Source organism: Arthrobacter methylotrophus (assembly GCF_039539965.1).
Lineage (GTDB): Bacteria > Actinomycetota > Actinomycetes > Actinomycetales > Micrococcaceae > Arthrobacter > Arthrobacter methylotrophus.
In genome coordinates this window covers 2538728-2551959 of record NZ_BAABED010000001.1, presented here as the reverse complement: position 1 = coordinate 2551959, position 13232 = coordinate 2538728, and the positions used below count along the sequence as shown (strand labels likewise).

General features: G+C 62.1%; 19 protein-coding genes. 3 read left to right on the top strand and 16 right to left on the bottom strand.

Translation table 11 applies throughout. The features are described from left to right. The first annotated feature begins 105 nt into the window (after positions 1–105). Entirely contained in the window at positions 106–555 is a 450-nt protein-coding gene (locus ABD884_RS13580; protein WP_345046500.1) for a DoxX family protein, read from the top strand. A gap of 154 nt (positions 556–709) precedes the next feature. Here the strand turns inward: ABD884_RS13580 and ABD884_RS13575 are convergent, their stop codons facing one another. From ABD884_RS13575 to ABD884_RS13560, 4 genes are read right to left on the bottom strand one after another with little or no spacing between them, the layout of a single operon-like run. Next, on the bottom strand, positions 710–1279 hold the full coding sequence (locus ABD884_RS13575; protein ID WP_345054791.1) for an adenylate kinase: 570 nt from the start codon (positions 1277–1279) through the stop codon (positions 710–712). Positions 1280–1305: 26 nt separating this feature from the next. Further along, positions 1306–2055, bottom strand: a complete 750-nt coding sequence (locus ABD884_RS13570) for a maleylpyruvate isomerase family mycothiol-dependent enzyme (protein WP_345046497.1) — start codon at positions 2053–2055, stop codon at positions 1306–1308. After that, positions 2055–2786, bottom strand: a complete 732-nt coding sequence (locus tag ABD884_RS13565; protein WP_345046494.1) for a fumarylacetoacetate hydrolase family protein — start codon at positions 2784–2786, stop codon at positions 2055–2057. Before ABD884_RS13565 ends, ABD884_RS13570 begins: the two co-directional genes overlap by 1 nt. A 33-nt stretch (positions 2787–2819) precedes the next feature. Then, a complete protein-coding gene (locus ABD884_RS13560; protein WP_345046491.1) occupies positions 2820–2978 on the bottom strand; it encodes a hypothetical protein in 159 nt (52 codons plus the stop codon). A 13-nt stretch (positions 2979–2991) separates the two neighbouring features. Here ABD884_RS13560 and ABD884_RS13555 point away from each other — a divergent pair, with 13 nt between their 5' ends. Beyond that, positions 2992–3171, top strand: a complete 180-nt coding sequence (locus ABD884_RS13555; RefSeq protein WP_345046488.1) for a hypothetical protein — start codon at positions 2992–2994, stop codon at positions 3169–3171. A gap of 137 nt (positions 3172–3308) precedes the next feature. Here ABD884_RS13555 and ABD884_RS13550 read toward each other — a convergent pair whose 3' ends face one another. After that, a complete protein-coding gene (locus ABD884_RS13550; protein WP_345046486.1) occupies positions 3309–3521 on the bottom strand; it encodes a hypothetical protein in 213 nt (70 codons plus the stop codon). A 63-nt stretch (positions 3522–3584) separates the two neighbouring features. Between ABD884_RS13550 and ABD884_RS13545 the strand changes: the two genes are divergently transcribed. Then, positions 3585–3824, top strand: coding sequence for a hypothetical protein (locus ABD884_RS13545; RefSeq protein WP_345046483.1), 240 nt, complete (start codon positions 3585–3587; stop codon positions 3822–3824). Here ABD884_RS13545 and ABD884_RS13540 read toward each other — a convergent pair. The 11 genes from ABD884_RS13540 to ABD884_RS13490 all read right to left on the bottom strand — a co-directional run bounded on the left by ABD884_RS13540 (position 3781) and on the right by ABD884_RS13490 (position 13196). Beyond that, on the bottom strand, positions 3781–4119 hold the full coding sequence (locus ABD884_RS13540) for a LapA family protein (RefSeq protein ID WP_345046481.1): 339 nt from the start codon (positions 4117–4119) through the stop codon (positions 3781–3783). The genes ABD884_RS13545 and ABD884_RS13540 overlap by 44 nt on opposite strands. A gap of 31 nt (positions 4120–4150) precedes the next feature. After that, on the bottom strand, positions 4151–4414 hold the full coding sequence (locus tag ABD884_RS13535) for a hypothetical protein (protein WP_345046478.1): 264 nt from the start codon (positions 4412–4414) through the stop codon (positions 4151–4153). A 65-nt stretch (positions 4415–4479) separates the two neighbouring features. Continuing rightward, positions 4480–4734 (bottom strand): hypothetical protein, encoded by a 255-nt coding sequence (locus tag ABD884_RS13530; RefSeq protein WP_345046475.1) that lies wholly within the window; start codon positions 4732–4734, stop codon positions 4480–4482. 581 nt (positions 4735–5315) lie between these two features. Next, positions 5316–6143, bottom strand: a complete 828-nt coding sequence (locus ABD884_RS13525) for an aldo/keto reductase (RefSeq protein ID WP_345046473.1) — start codon at positions 6141–6143, stop codon at positions 5316–5318. Further along, the gene (locus ABD884_RS13520; protein WP_345046468.1) at positions 6140–6727 is read right to left on the bottom strand and encodes a hypothetical protein; all 588 of its coding nucleotides are present in this window, start codon (positions 6725–6727) and stop codon (positions 6140–6142) included. Before ABD884_RS13520 ends, ABD884_RS13525 begins: the two co-directional genes overlap by 4 nt. Before the next feature lie 159 nt (positions 6728–6886). Beyond that, on the bottom strand, positions 6887–8080 hold the full coding sequence (locus ABD884_RS13515) for a Gfo/Idh/MocA family protein (RefSeq protein WP_345046466.1): 1194 nt from the start codon (positions 8078–8080) through the stop codon (positions 6887–6889). Positions 8081–8110: 30 nt separating this feature from the next. Continuing rightward, positions 8111–8905: an SDR family oxidoreductase gene (locus ABD884_RS13510; RefSeq protein ID WP_345046463.1), complete on the bottom strand. Its 795-nt coding sequence runs from the start codon at positions 8903–8905 to the stop codon at positions 8111–8113. Between the two features lie 52 nt (positions 8906–8957). Further along, positions 8958–10691 (bottom strand): GMC family oxidoreductase, encoded by a 1734-nt coding sequence (locus tag ABD884_RS13505; RefSeq protein WP_345046461.1) that lies wholly within the window; start codon positions 10689–10691, stop codon positions 8958–8960. After that, positions 10688–11233 (bottom strand): gluconate 2-dehydrogenase subunit 3 family protein, encoded by a 546-nt coding sequence (locus ABD884_RS13500; protein WP_345046457.1) that lies wholly within the window; start codon positions 11231–11233, stop codon positions 10688–10690. The genes ABD884_RS13505 and ABD884_RS13500 overlap by 4 nt, the downstream gene beginning before the upstream one ends. A 14-nt stretch (positions 11234–11247) precedes the next feature. Beyond that, on the bottom strand, positions 11248–12108 hold the full coding sequence (locus tag ABD884_RS13495) for a sugar phosphate isomerase/epimerase family protein (RefSeq protein WP_345046455.1): 861 nt from the start codon (positions 12106–12108) through the stop codon (positions 11248–11250). 26 nt (positions 12109–12134) lie between these two features. Beyond that, a complete protein-coding gene (locus ABD884_RS13490; RefSeq protein WP_345046452.1) occupies positions 12135–13196 on the bottom strand; it encodes a substrate-binding domain-containing protein in 1062 nt (353 codons plus the stop codon). Positions 13197–13232 lie beyond the last annotated feature (36 nt).

Here is a 13232-nt window from a genome sequence, read left to right as displayed (position 1 = left end):
AGGACCCGTCGTCCCGAGCGGAGCTGCCGGGGAGGGAACCGGCGTACCCGAGCGAATCCGACCCGCGGTGCTACCAGGTATCCAACGGATGACCTGAACGATTCCATGACTTCCCGCTATGCCGCTGCCATGCAGTCCACCCTCGCCCGCACAGTTCTGCGCCTCGTAATGGGCGTTGTCTTCTTCGCCCACGGCTGGCAGAAAATCTTCGACTTCACCATCCGGGGTACGCAGGCAGCCTTCGTTCAGATGGGGGTACCGGCTGCCCAGCTGGTTGCTCCCGCCATTGGCTTCCTGGAGCTCCTTGGAGGGGCAGCCCTCATTCTCGGCTTACTTGTCCGCACAGTGTCTGTTCTACTGGTCCTGGACATGCTCGGCGCCCTCTTCCTGCTGCACGCCCCCGCCGGCATCTTCGCTGATAAAGGTGGATATGAGCTCGTGCTCGTTCTGGCAGCTGGCGCAGCCGCCCTCGCCACAGTCGGGGCAGGCCGCTTCTCCATCGACGCCCTGGTTTTCGCCCGCAGCCAGAACCCCACCTTCGCAGCCCTGGCCTAATCAGCTACTAGCCTCGAGACGAAGAACGGCGTGCGGCACCGCAAAAGGCGGTGGCCGGACGCCGTTCTTCGTGTGCGACTCCAGTCGATGATCCGAAGTAGCTCCTCGGTCTCTACCTGTGGAACCGTGAAAATAATGGCTTGTAGCGATTTGGCTAAACTGCCTGTACTGCTTTGATGGCCTGCATGACGCGATCTGTGACGACGTCGATGGGACCGATGCCGTCCACTAGGGTAACGATGCCGCGCGCAGCGTACTTGTCCACTACGGCTTCGGTTTGCTCGTGGTAGAGGTCCAGGCGGAGTCGGATGACGGCCTTGTTGTCGTCGCTCCGGCGCACTTCCTTCGCACGGTCCAAGAGCCGGTGGACCAGTTCCTCATCGTCGGCAGTCAGCTGCAGGACGACGTCGAGACGTTCTTCGCCCTTGGCGAGGATCGCATCGAGGTAATCCACCTGCGCCGCGGTGCGGGGATAACCGTCGAGCAGGAAGCCGTTTCTGACGTCGGACTCGCTCAGGCGGTGACGCACCATCTTGTTGGTTACGTCGTCCGGGACGAAGTCGCCGTTGTCCATGTACTTCTTTGCTTCGATGCCAAGCGGCGTCTCGCCCCGCACGTTCACACGGAAGATATCGCCCGTGGAGATGGACACAACGCCGAGGCGATCTGAAATCCGCTCCGCCTGCGTTCCTTTTCCTGAACCGGGAGGTCCGATAATCAGCATTCTGGTCATCGCAAACTGCCTTCGCCCTAGATCCACTTGGGCGCCACTGGCACCATAGTGCTGACACTCGATTTGGAGGCCTCCACGCCATCAGCGCCGCGGCCTGCAGCCCATCGGACCACGCCTGCCAGGGCACCGGTGACGACAGTCGGGTCGGCGGCATCGGTGTCGCCGAATGAGGAATCCGTGCCTGCAACTTTGACGACCAGTCCGGCATCGGTGCCGCGGGTGTGCCAGGCACCGGTGATGTCGTTCAGGAGCCGTTTCAGTACCGGTTCCGGGATGTCGGCAAAGGTTGCCCCGTTGTCCAGGTCCACGGCGTGGACCCAGACTTCGCGTGAGCGCATCCAGACCGTTTCGGAGGCGGGGACGTCGCGGCCTTGGATGGTCCGGACGGTGTGGTGCCAGGCGTCGTCGGGCAAGTCGCGCCATTCCACGCTCAGGTGCACGGCGGAGTGGTCGAAGAGGTTCCGCAGCGCGATGGGGGAAAGGGTGGCGCCGAACTCGATCTCCTCGTCCCGCACCGCGACGGAGGGGTACATCGGTGTCTCGACGCCGGTGGCGGCCCACTCGATCAGCCGGGCGATCGCACGGGCGTTGTAGCCGATGTGCGCGGCGATGTGGCGGCGGCTCCAGCCGGGAAGCAGGGAGTCGCCGTCGAGCCGGGCGTCGGTGAGTTCGTTGAGCTTGCGGGCGAAGAACGCGGTCCCGCGCCGGGCCTGCAGGAGTTGGGCCTGCAGGCCCGGATCGGTGGTGAGGTCGTGGCGGGCGACCATCAGGCTTCCTTGACCACGCGGTTGTTCAGCTGGCCCAGGCCCTCGATGGTGGTGACCAGGAGCTGGCCTTCCTGCAAGTACCGCTTGGGATCCTGGGCGTGGCCCACCCCGCCCGGGGTGCCGGTCGCGATGACATCGCCCGGGTTCAGGGTGATGATCGTGGAGATGTAGGAGACCAGGAATTCCGGGGTGAACACGAGGTCCCCGGTGGGGGTGCTCTGCTGGACCTCACCGTCCACCGCCGAGGTCATGAGCGGTCCTGCCGTGAATTCGTCCGTGGTGACCAGGGCCGGGCCGAAGGGGGTGGACTTTTCCCAGGTCTTGCCTTGGAGCCACTGCATGGTGCGGAACTGGTAGTCGCGCATGGACACGTCGTTCAGCACGGAGTACCCGGCGATGTAGTCCTTGGCGTCGGCCTCGCTGATGCGCCGGCCCTTCTTGCCGATCACCACCGCGAGCTCGGCTTCCCAGTCAACCGCGTCGGACTCCTGCGGCAGCGCGAGGTCGTCGTTGGGCCCGATCAGGGATTCCTGGTATTTGGCGAACAAGGTGGGGTACTCGGGGATTTCCCGGCCCATTTCCTTGATGTGGTTGCGGTAGTTGTGCCCGACGCAGATGATCTTCCCCGGTGCGGGCACGACGGCGGCGAGGTCGGCGCCGTCGTACGCGTGGGTTGCGCCGTTGGCTGCCCGCGCGATGGACGCCCAAGCGGGGTCCGTCCCTCTGCTCAAAGTACTCCCGCTAGATCTACAGGAGACAACATGTCACGACGTGTAGAAGGCCGCATCCTTCACGAAGATATAGACAGGTAGAGAGATTTCCAAGAAGTTCCACGTCGCCAGCCATGCCACGTCCACGCTGCCCGCAGTGACCACGGCACCCTTGGTGGTGATTGCCACTAGGCCGTAGACGATAGAGCCCACGGCGAGGGTGGTGATGACCGGGTTGAGGCCGGCGGCCCTGCATGACCCCCAGCACCACGGAGAGCACAACTGCGGCGCTGAGGCCCTCCAGCACCGATCCGGTCAGCCCGGACACCGCGAGGAACACGATCCCGACGAGCACGGTCGAGGACGCGATGCCGAGCGAGAAGAAATTGCCCGAGATCGTGATTGAGGTCATCGCGACCGTGATGATTCCGACGATGGAGGTATTGATGAGAATTGCGCGGATATTCGCAAAGGTTGCGAATATCCGGTGTGCTGATGGCAGATACCGTGAAGACTGCCGCTACCAGGAGCGGGAGCGTGTAGCTACTGACGAAGCGAATTACGCTGGCCTTCTGCGACACGGTGCATTACTTCGCGGACGAGGGCGGATTCGGTCCACTCTTCCGCTGGTCGGATAGATGTTTGTTCGCCGCGGAAGTAGGTGGCTATGGTGTCGGAGAGGCCCAGGATTTCGTTGGTGTCCGAGGAGCTGACGATCACACCTACCCCCGAGTCGCTGAGTACGAAGCGGGGCACAGATATCGGCGCGCGCCGATATCTACATCGCGGGTGGGCTCCCCAACGAGGAGAACGCGGGGTTTGATTCCGAATATTCCAAAGCTGAGCCCGGAGGCCGGCACCGCTGATCATTTGGGGGCGATTGGGCCAAGCACGGACGACGATGCCGGCGCCCGGTGCACCACCCTTGCCCCCGGAGCGCACTGGCCAGGCAGCAAGGTGTTCCTGAATGCTGACTCCGTAGGCTCCGTGGATGGGTTGCGGCCGGGCGTTACTGTCAGGGCCGTGGAGTTGTTGGCGTGTCGCGGTTGCGGGATCTGAGTTGGATGATGCGTACTGCACCGGCTACGGCGACCAGGGCCCCGCCGCCTATCGCAGCGATGAGCAGGGCAATACCCAGGGAGATGGTCCCGTCCAGACCGAAGAACCTGACTCTGGCGGCGTCCTGGTTCTGCACCATGAACGCGATGAGCAGGACCAAGAGCACGAGGGCGGTAATGGTGGCCGTCCATGCCATCCCGGCGCGGGTGACCACCGGTCGGTGTCCTGCCGGCGCGCCCGCGCCCGGTGTGGCTGCGTGCGAAGGCTCCGGTGCTGGCTGTGGTTCTGCATTCACTGGGGGACTCCTTTGTTTTTCACGCTCAACGTCAGCCTTCTCCGGGCTGTATCGCGTCGAAGAACCGGTGTTCCGGCGGAGCGGGCCTTCCTTCGGACCGGGCCAGGATGAAGTCGAGGTCTTCGGGGGAGAGACTGGCTTGGGCGTGCTGGTCCGAGTCCGCGGTGATTCCGGTTTCCCGATGGATCGTCTCCGTGATCGTGCGCGGCAGCACCACGCACCCGGGGTTTTCGGCGAGCCATTGCCGTGTTTCGGGGCTGAGGCTGTCCCAGTGGTCCCCGATGCTGATCTCCATGGCGATCCCTCACTGATTGAATCCGGAGGCAAAAGACCCGGGCCGGTCCGGTACCGGGGACGTGATCAGGGCACGCCCAGTGAACGCCGAAAGACAGGGGACCGAAAGCGGCGCCGGATCTCCTTGTGGGCCGGCCACGGGAGCCTGTCGGTCCGGGGCATTATCGCGTGAGCAGGGGTTCCAGACTGGTGGCTGCGACGCCCGCGGCTGCGGGTGAGCATGACATGCAGGAAGACCGGGGCCCGCGTCGTGACGGGATTCGGGCGCAAAGGCATTGGCCAGCCCAGGTCCCGTCCGGTGTAGTTGGCGCCTGGCGTCATGTTGCGCGACTACGTTTTCTTCGCGACTACGCATTCATTCTCAACCCAGGGTCACCGGACACAGTGCCGCGTCAGGGCTCACGGGAAACGTCGAGCGTCCGGTTGATGGCCGGACGTGAAGGAGGACTGCCATGACCGGTTCGTTCGAACTATTCGAAGATGAGCGCGGCTGTTTAAGGTTCAGGATCGCAGCCTCCGACGGGCCGGGATGGCCCGCTTCAAGGATTTTCCGGACAAGCGTTCAGCGGTAGATGGCATCGAAGCTGTGTGCAAGCCGCGTGCCGTTCCCATTCCCATTCCCCGGGAGCGGGCCGAGCTCCGGGGACCGGCGCCAAGCACCTCGGACACCTCATCCCGTACCGGCCCTTAGAACAGGTAGCCGGTACTCAGGCTGCGGGCCGGTTCCGCGGCGTACGATCTGGACGAGGGCGTTTCCTGGAAACTGCTCTCGACGGTAGCTGCGTCAATGCCCGGCATCGGGTGACACCGGGCATTGACGCATTTTCTTGCCCCGGTCGACCTGATCCGGAGGGGGTTGCCCGGAAGCAGCAGTGCACGATACTTCGCAAACCTCGAAGAGGCTAGCCGAAGTCGTCGGGGTTGTCGCCGGTGCGTTTCCCATCCTCGAGAGACCGGATCGCGGAGTAATCCTCAGCGTCGAGTCTGAAGTCATAAACGTCCAGGTTTTCCTTCATTCTTTCCGGCGTGATGGATTTCGGGATCACTACGTTGCCAAGTTCCACGTGCCACCGGAGAACCACCTGGGCCGGACTTCTGGAGTGTTTCCGCGCGATTGCCTCTAGTTTGGAGTTTCCAAAGACTCTGCCCCGGCCGAGAGGTGACCAAGCCTGCGTGAGGATGTTGTGTTCGGTATTGAACTGGCGCGTCTGCTCGTTTTGGAATCCGGGGTGGAGCTCGACTTGGTTGACCACGGGACGGACGGTCGTCTCCCTGAAAAGGCGGGAAAGGTGATGTGGCTGGAAATTCGACACGCCAATCGACTTCACCTGGCCCTCGGCAAGAAGCTTTTCCAATGCCAGCCACGTCTCTACGTACTTGTCTTTCCCGGGATGAGGCCAGTGAATGAGATACAGATCCACGTAGTCGAGCCCTAGGGTGGTCATACTCCTTTCAAAAGCTGCCACCGCACTTCCGGAGCCATGGTCATCACCCCAAATCTTAGTCGTGACGTGGACATCCTCTCGAGCCACACCTGAGCGTCGAATGCCTTCACCGACTCCGGATTCGTTGCCGTAAAATGCGGCGGTATCGATGCTTCTGTATCCGAGTTCTAAAGCGGTCATTACAGCTTCGGTCGTCTCCTGGTTTCCGGGACCGTCAATGCCGAGGCCGATTTGCGGTATGGTCCGCCCATCGTTCTGCTGCAGTCGCGTTATCTGTGTGGTCATAGTGGAGCATCCTCTCCTTTTCCGAGTTTTCTGACCCGATGTTGGTCCCATTTCCAGACCTGCGGGCCGGATTTGAGGCGCCCCTCATAGGAGCTAACCTCGTTGCAGGTCCATTCGGAACCGAGCGTCCATGTTTGGACAGAGCACGAGTAGTATCCAAAATCGCTGTCGCACCACACGCTGAGATTCGTAAAGACCCGCGTGGACTGGGCCTTTTCCCGCGTGTAGAGGCGGAGGAATTCCGACATGCCTGGTGAACCGGATGTGAAGCATTCGTCATCCATATACAGGGAAGCGTCTCCGAGCAGCACGCCGAGCAAACCGCAGTCACCAGCGTCGGCGGCGGAGCACCACAACGACAACAGATTCTCGACGTGGTGCCTGAGCATGGCCACTCCGCCCAGGTTCAGCTCCATGCACAGCGGAAGGGGTCTGAACGTCGGTGCCCGTCCGTCGTCGCCAGCAGCCGGATCGTTCAGTCCCGCCCGCGGGGGTTGACCGCCTCCCGGAAAGTGCTCCCCGACGCGGAATTCGCTGTTTGTCACAAGCTGTGGAATCATCGCGTCGCCGGCCAAATTCATCATTACTGTTCTCCTGTCCTGCCGCGTGGTGCCATGCACCTCCCCGAAACGATCACGTCGCTGCCGCCACCATCCGTCGATTCGTGGATAACCGGCGGTCGGCAGATCCGAAGGAAAAGGCGCCTAGGCTTCAGATCTGCCGGCAGTTGCGGCACCCGCCCGCTAGGGGGTCCGCGCGTATTCCTTGGCCCACGGGGGCTGGACGTCCTGGTCAAGTTCGACGACTATTGGCTTCTTGTCGGTTAGGGTCCACTCCGGGAGATAGACCCGTTCCCCGCCACGCATGGCCGATTCGTGGGAGAGGATGCCCGAACAGGTAATGTTCGCTGCCTGGACGGCGTTCGGGAACGGCTCGGCATCGCCGAGGACGGCTTGCAAAAGACGGTGGGCCAGGTGCGGGTGAGAACCGCCATGCCCCCCTCCTTGAACGAAGGAGCGGTGTTCCGATTCGCCTCCCGCAGTGTAGACCCCTGCAGCTGTGAAGTGTCGGATTGGTTCGGGCAGACGGTCGGCGAAGTCCGGGACCTGAATCCGTTCCGGAGTCTCGCCAAGATAAAGAACGTGGGCCGCGTCCTCGGTCTGTGCCCATTCGAAAGACCGGATGGACCCGTATACATCGAAACTTTCGCGGTATTCGCGCGCCACGGCCCACAGGTGCCTGGTCACTTCCGCACCTGTATCACTGTCAAGGAACTTGATATGGGTGGATTCAATAGCGAATGGAGAGCCGTACTGGCCCTTCATCCGTTCGAAGACGCTGCCCGAACCAAGGCACTGGACATACTCGGCCTGGTTTCCGGCCAGCCCGAGAGTGGGCCCGATGGCGTGGGTGCCGTTATACATGGGCGGCATGCCATCCCAGTACGAGGGCCAGCCCGTCATGTCCTGATGGTGGGACGCACGCAAGAACTGGACTTTTCCGAGGGCGCCGTCCCGGTAGAGCTCCTGGAGGTAGAGGAATTCCCTGCTGTAGAGGGTGGTCTCCATCATCATGTACGTGAGCCCGGTCCGTTGCTGGGCATCGACGATGCGTTTGCAGTCTTCCACCGAAGTCGCCATTGGTATGGTGCAGCCAACATGCTTGCCGGCGTCGAGGGCCGCCACAACCTGATCGGCGTGCAGCTGCAGAGGTGTGTTGATATGGATGACGTCGATGTTGGGATCGGCCAGCATCTTGTCGTAGTCGGTGTATCTGACCTCGACGCCGTACTGGTCACCGACCTCGTTCAGCTTGGATTCCGTCCGCTGGCAGATCGCGTACATTTCGGCGTTCGGGTGCTGCTGGTAAATAGGGATGAATTCAGCGCCGAATTCCAGTCCGACGATGCCGACCTTGAGGACCTTTGAGGATGGCACAGGGGTGCCCCTTTCTGATGGTACGAGTAGTTATTTCTTGCTCTCGCCGGCGTCAACGGGCATTTCAAGACCGGTGACCAGGCGTGCTTCGTCGGACAGCAGCCACAGGACGGCGGCGGTGGTGTCCGCGACTTCTAGGTCGGCGTTGATCAATTGCCCGGCGCGGAAGCCTGCCAGCAGTTGCTCCCGAGGGACGTTGTTCAGTTCCACCATGGCCGTCGTCATTTCCGTGTTGATGCCGCCGGGAAGGACGATGTTGCATCGAATGCCGTATTCCCCCAGTTCCTGGGCCAGTGAGGTGCCCAGGCCTCGGAGAGCCATCTTCGCGGCTACGTAGTGGGGAAGCCGCGGCACGGCCTTCAAACCTACCCCGGAGCTGATCAGGACCATGGCAGAACCCGCTCCGCGGTCAATCAGGTGCGGCACGGTTGCCTTGCAGGTGTAGAAAACGCCGGTGAGGTTGATATCGATCATCGTTTGCCAGTTCTTGACGGGCAGTTCCCACGTGCGGTGGAACCCGTCAGTGATGCCCGCGTTGGCAATGACAAAATCAATTCCGCCCAGCCGGGCGGCGGTGTCTGCCGCGGCGCGTGCGAGACCGTCGTAGTCGCGCACGTCGACTTCGAAGGACACACAACGCCGGCCGAGGGCAAGTACGTCTTCCCGGGTCTGTTTAAGGTCGGCGCTGGTGGCGGTGTTGTAGCGCGGATCGTCCACATGGCCCGCGGACCCTAGATCCACCAGGGCGATATCCGCTCCCTCACGTGCAAGGCGCAGTGCATGGCTGCGACCCTGTCCGCGTGCCCCGCCAGTGACAAACGCCACCTTGTGGGCGAATCTGGGTGGAGTCGATGGATCCAATGGCCCGGTAGAGAAGTCATGAGGCACGGAGGACCCCCATGTGAGCGCCGTCTACGCCCAGCTTCTTGAGCAGGTGTTCCGCGCTGAAGTAGGCCAATGCCTGGATGGTCTGGTTCGGGTTGTAGCCGCCGTAGCTGACGAACTGGCCGCCGCCAATGGCATACAACCCCTCGCACTCGTGCACCTGGCCATAGATGTCCGTCACTGACTTGGTGGGGTCCTCGCCCATCCGGTGAACCCCGACGTCGTGCGTTGAGAGGTGGTACGGGGGCCGGGGCGAATCCATCCAGTAGTCCTTCGCCCCCATCTCGCGGGCGATTTTCTCCTTGTAGCGGCCCATCAGCGTGACCGAGTTCGCGTCGTGGTCGTCCCAGTCATGGGTGATGCGCAGCGCCGGCTGGCCCCAGCGGTCTTTGATGGTCGGATCCAGATCGGCGTAATGGCGCGCGTACGGGAAGTTGGTGGTCTGCGAGTACATGCGGTGCATGTGCGTGTAGTTGTCTCGCAGCCAATGCTTGAGGTCCAGGCCCCACTTGCGGGTCCGGGGATCCATGTTGTGGTACGCCTCGATGGGCTGGAGGTCCCCGACGACGCTGATGATGGGAGATCCCCAGAGGACCCCTAGGTCGTTGTTCGGCACAAGTTCGGACGTAAAGTCGTCCACCGCGCTGGAGGCGTTGAACGTGCCGAGAAACGGGTTGGTTGGCTCGGGGAGGATGGAAGTGAACCAGCCGAAATTGTGGGTCATGAAGTGCTGGCCCACTTGGCCGTTGCTGTTGATGTCCGAGAGCAGCAGCAGCCGGACGTTCTCCAGGGAATAGGCCGTCAAGATGACCGTGTCGGCAGTCGCCTCCCGGTACGTGCCTGTGCTGTCGAGGTAGCTCACCCCAGTGGCGCGCTTGCCGTCCGTGGTCCGGTTGATCCTCAAAACCCGGCTGAGGGGCCGGAGGTCCAAATTGCCGGTCGCCTTGGCTGCCGGCACCGAGGTGACCTGGGTGGTGGACTTTGCCTTGACGTGGCACGGGTAGCCGTGGCAGAAACCGCAGTTCACGCAGGCGGGCCTGCCCTTGTATTCCTGTGAGTTGATGGCCAGTGGCTGGCGGAAGGGGTGCAGGCCCATCCGCTTGGTTGCCGCCACGAAGGGTACGTCCCCGGGTCCCTGCGTGACCGGCGGCATCGGGTAGTCCCTGCTGCGCGGTGGCTCGAACGGGTTGCCGCCTTCGGGCGTCACCCCGCCGGTGTTGCCCAAGCCGGAGATGCCCTGCTCGTATTCCACCCGATCGTAGTACGGCTCCAGGTCACCGTAGCGGATGGGCCAGTCCGCCAGTGTGGAGCCCTCCGGGAGTGCATCGGCACCGAAACGTTCAGCGATGGCGCTCTTCATCCGAAAGTCGGCTTCCCTGAACCTGTAGGCAGCAGCACCCCAGTGCAGGGTGCCGCCTCCGGTTCCAATCGAGGGGAGGCCGTACAGAGGCTCATCATTGCCCAAGGCACCGGCGGACCACGGAAGGATGCGGGCCGTGTCTTTGTCGGAGGCGCGCCAGGTCACCGGGTCGACGTTCACCCCGGCGACTATGGCGCCCCGCTGGTAGTACCTGATTTCGTCCTGCTTGATGGCGAAATCTTCCTCGGTGTAGTCCTGGCCCTTATCCAGGCCAAGCACCTTCAGACCGGCTTTGGTCAGTTGCTCGGCCAGAATTCCGCCGGTGGACCCCATGCCAACGATGATGGCGTCGAAGTTTTCGCTCATTGTGCTCCTCCAATACGGGAGTAAAGATCCTTTATGGTCAGCATCGGAATGGTGCGGGTATTGAAGTCCGGAGCCATCTGCGTGGCCGTGTACCCCCACTGGGCTCCGGGAAACCCGACCAGCTCCCAGCCGACCAGCTCCCGGTTTCCGCCATATGCAGGATCCCCGAAGAAACCCTGCACCGTGTGTTCGCGGACGATGCGGAAGAACTGGCCAGCGAAGTCCGAAGGATCCCGTTCGCTCAGCTCAGCCAGTTGCCGGACAACCTCTTCCTGCTGGCCGTCCGCCAGATCGTGGAACCGTCCCTCGGTGATGCCTGCCGTGAACTCGGCCAGCGCGATGAGACCGCTGCGGTACACGGGCTGCAGCTCGCGGAGGAATCCCGCCAGAGCCTTATCGATGTATTCCGTTACCCCGGCCTCCCTGGCACCCGGCGAGCCTGGCTCGGACGGGATGATCTGCCCCACGAGGGCATCAATGACTGCTGCTTCCTCGCGGTTGAGGAACATCAGGGGAAAGTCGAGCACAAATTTCGACGCCATCTACGTCGTCCTCCTTATACCTGCGCGCCCAGGCGCAGCTTCTTGCGTTCCTCCACGAGCGGGCGCAGGAACTCGATCCCTGACCGCGCGTCCTCGTCCGGCTCAATCCCGCGCTGGTGGAAGCCGGTTTCCATCGTCAGGTACCCGTCGAACTTGATGTCCAGCATGGCGTCCACCAAGGCCGGCCAGTCACCGATGCCTTTACCGGGAGGCAGCCGGTCGTTGTCGGAAATGTGGATGTGCTTCAGGTTGTCGCCCATCTTGTAGACATAGTCCGTGTTGACCTCGCGGCGGTACATAACGTGGAAGGTGTCGAACATGAGTTTGACGTTCTCGCGGTTGACGTCTTCCATGAGTTCGATGGCATCGTCGGCGCTTTCACACAGGTTCGTGTCGTGCGAGGTGGGCTCGATCACAAGGGTCACCCCGGTGTGGGCGATCCGGTCTGCGATTTCCGTGAGGCATTCACGGGTCCATGCCCAGGCCTGCCGCCGGCTCGTGCCGAAGATCATCCATCCGGGCAGGTAGATCAGTGTCTTGCCGCCCCACTGGGCGGTAAGCTCGGCCAACTCGACATAATGCTCTATAGTCGCTCGGCGCTCTTCAATGTACGGCGAAGCCGGGTTGTTTCCGGGGCCGCCGGAAGGAGCCGGAAGCATGCTGGAAAGCGAAAGACCATGTTCATCAAGGAGGTCCTTGATCTCGGCCCGCCGTTCAGCTCCAAGGTAGGCCGGGTAGGCATGCGGGGCTGCGCCTCCGATCTCGATGCCGTCGTACCCCAGCTTGGCGATCCGCTTGATGGTCTCCTCAAGCGTGTACGAGGGCACCCAGACAAAGAAGCTCGAGTAGGCCCAGGTGTTGTAAGAGATTTTCATGATGTTTCCTTTTGTCAGTCGAGGGTCTACTGGGGGGCCTTGCCAAGATACTGGTCGACGCTTTTCTGATCGATCAGTGTTGAGTCGAGCTTTATGCGGGCATCGACTGGTTCGCCTGCGCACAGCTTTGCAGCGGCGATGGTGGATTCCTTGACGACTAGCGGGTACCCGACGGTGGCGGCGTAGCTTCCGTTCTTAACCATCGTGAGCGCGTCGGCCTCGCCGTCGATTCCGAAGACCTTGATTTCACTTTCCCGGCCGGCTTCTTTGATTGCTTGGATGGCGCCGAATGCCATCTCGTCATTGTGGGCGTAGACGGCTTGGATTTTGCCTTTTCCGAATCGCTGCAACATGTCTTCCATGACTTTCAGGCCGGTTGCGCGGTCGTAGTTGGCGGTCTGGCTGGCGATGATCTGAAGGTTTGATCCTTGGATTCCCTGGCGGAATCCTGCGGCACGGGCGATCGTCGGGGAAGCACCGAGGCTGCCGGAAAGCTCGACAATGTTACCGGTGCCGTTCAGTGCAGCAACCATGGCTTTGCCGTCGGCGACTCCGGCCTCGGTGTTGTCTGAGCCGATGTAGGTCGAAACATCGGCATTTACCTGACGGTCGGCGGAGATCACCTTGATACCGACCGCGGTGGCCTGCTTAACCACACCGGCCAGTGCATCGGCATCTTGGGGGGAGATGATCAGGACCTTGATTCCCTGCGCGATCATTTCGGAAACCTGACTGGACTGTGTGGTGGCGTCCCCCCGACCGTCGCTGACGGTGACCTTCATTTTCGAGAAGAAGGCTTTGGCGAATTCGGGGATCTGCTGGGTGGATTTCGCCCCGTAGGGGAAGGAGGCGCTGCTCCAGGAGACTCCTACCTTGCAGTCGACGCTCGCTGGATCGGCTTTGAGCTGAAGCTGGGCCGTGCATGTGGAACCGCAGTAGATACTCGGGGCGAGCTTGGTTCCTACGGCCTCGTTTGAGGAAGCGGCAGTGCTCTGTCCGGTGCAGCCTGTGGCGAGCAACGTCACAGCGAATCCTGCTGCGGCAATGCCGGCGAATGGCTTGATCCGGCGTTTTTGGGTGTGCATCATTGCATCCTTCACTTTTTGGTGCGGGTGGTGAGGTAG

What these genes read in the sequence shown, in the direction of transcription:
- ABD884_RS13580 (WP_345046500.1), top strand. Translation starts at nt 106, where the DNA reads ATGACTTCCCGCTATGCCGCTGCCATGCAGTCCACCCTCGCCCGCACA.
- ABD884_RS13575 (WP_345054791.1), bottom strand. Translation starts at nt 1,279, where the DNA reads ATGCTGATTATCGGACCTCCCGGTTCAGGAAAAGGAACGCAGGCGGAG.
- ABD884_RS13570 (WP_345046497.1), bottom strand. Translation starts at nt 2,055, where the DNA reads ATGGTCGCCCGCCACGACCTCACCACCGATCCGGGCCTGCAGGCCCAA.
- ABD884_RS13555 (WP_345046488.1), top strand. Translation starts at nt 2,992, where the DNA reads ATGACCGGGTTGAGGCCGGCGGCCCTGCATGACCCCCAGCACCACGGA.
- ABD884_RS13535 (WP_345046478.1), bottom strand. Translation starts at nt 4,414, where the DNA reads ATGGAGATCAGCATCGGGGACCACTGGGACAGCCTCAGCCCCGAAACA.
- ABD884_RS13530 (WP_345046475.1), bottom strand. Translation starts at nt 4,734, where the DNA reads ATGACGCCAGGCGCCAACTACACCGGACGGGACCTGGGCTGGCCAATG.
- ABD884_RS13525 (WP_345046473.1), bottom strand. Translation starts at nt 6,143, where the DNA reads ATGACCACACAGATAACGCGACTGCAGCAGAACGATGGGCGGACCATA.
- ABD884_RS13520 (WP_345046468.1), bottom strand. Translation starts at nt 6,727, where the DNA reads ATGATGAATTTGGCCGGCGACGCGATGATTCCACAGCTTGTGACAAAC.
- ABD884_RS13505 (WP_345046461.1), bottom strand. Translation starts at nt 10,691, where the DNA reads ATGAGCGAAAACTTCGACGCCATCATCGTTGGCATGGGGTCCACCGGC.
- ABD884_RS13500 (WP_345046457.1), bottom strand. Translation starts at nt 11,233, where the DNA reads ATGGCGTCGAAATTTGTGCTCGACTTTCCCCTGATGTTCCTCAACCGC.
- ABD884_RS13495 (WP_345046455.1), bottom strand. Translation starts at nt 12,108, where the DNA reads ATGAAAATCTCTTACAACACCTGGGCCTACTCGAGCTTCTTTGTCTGG.
- ABD884_RS13490 (WP_345046452.1), bottom strand. Translation starts at nt 13,196, where the DNA reads ATGATGCACACCCAAAAACGCCGGATCAAGCCATTCGCCGGCATTGCC.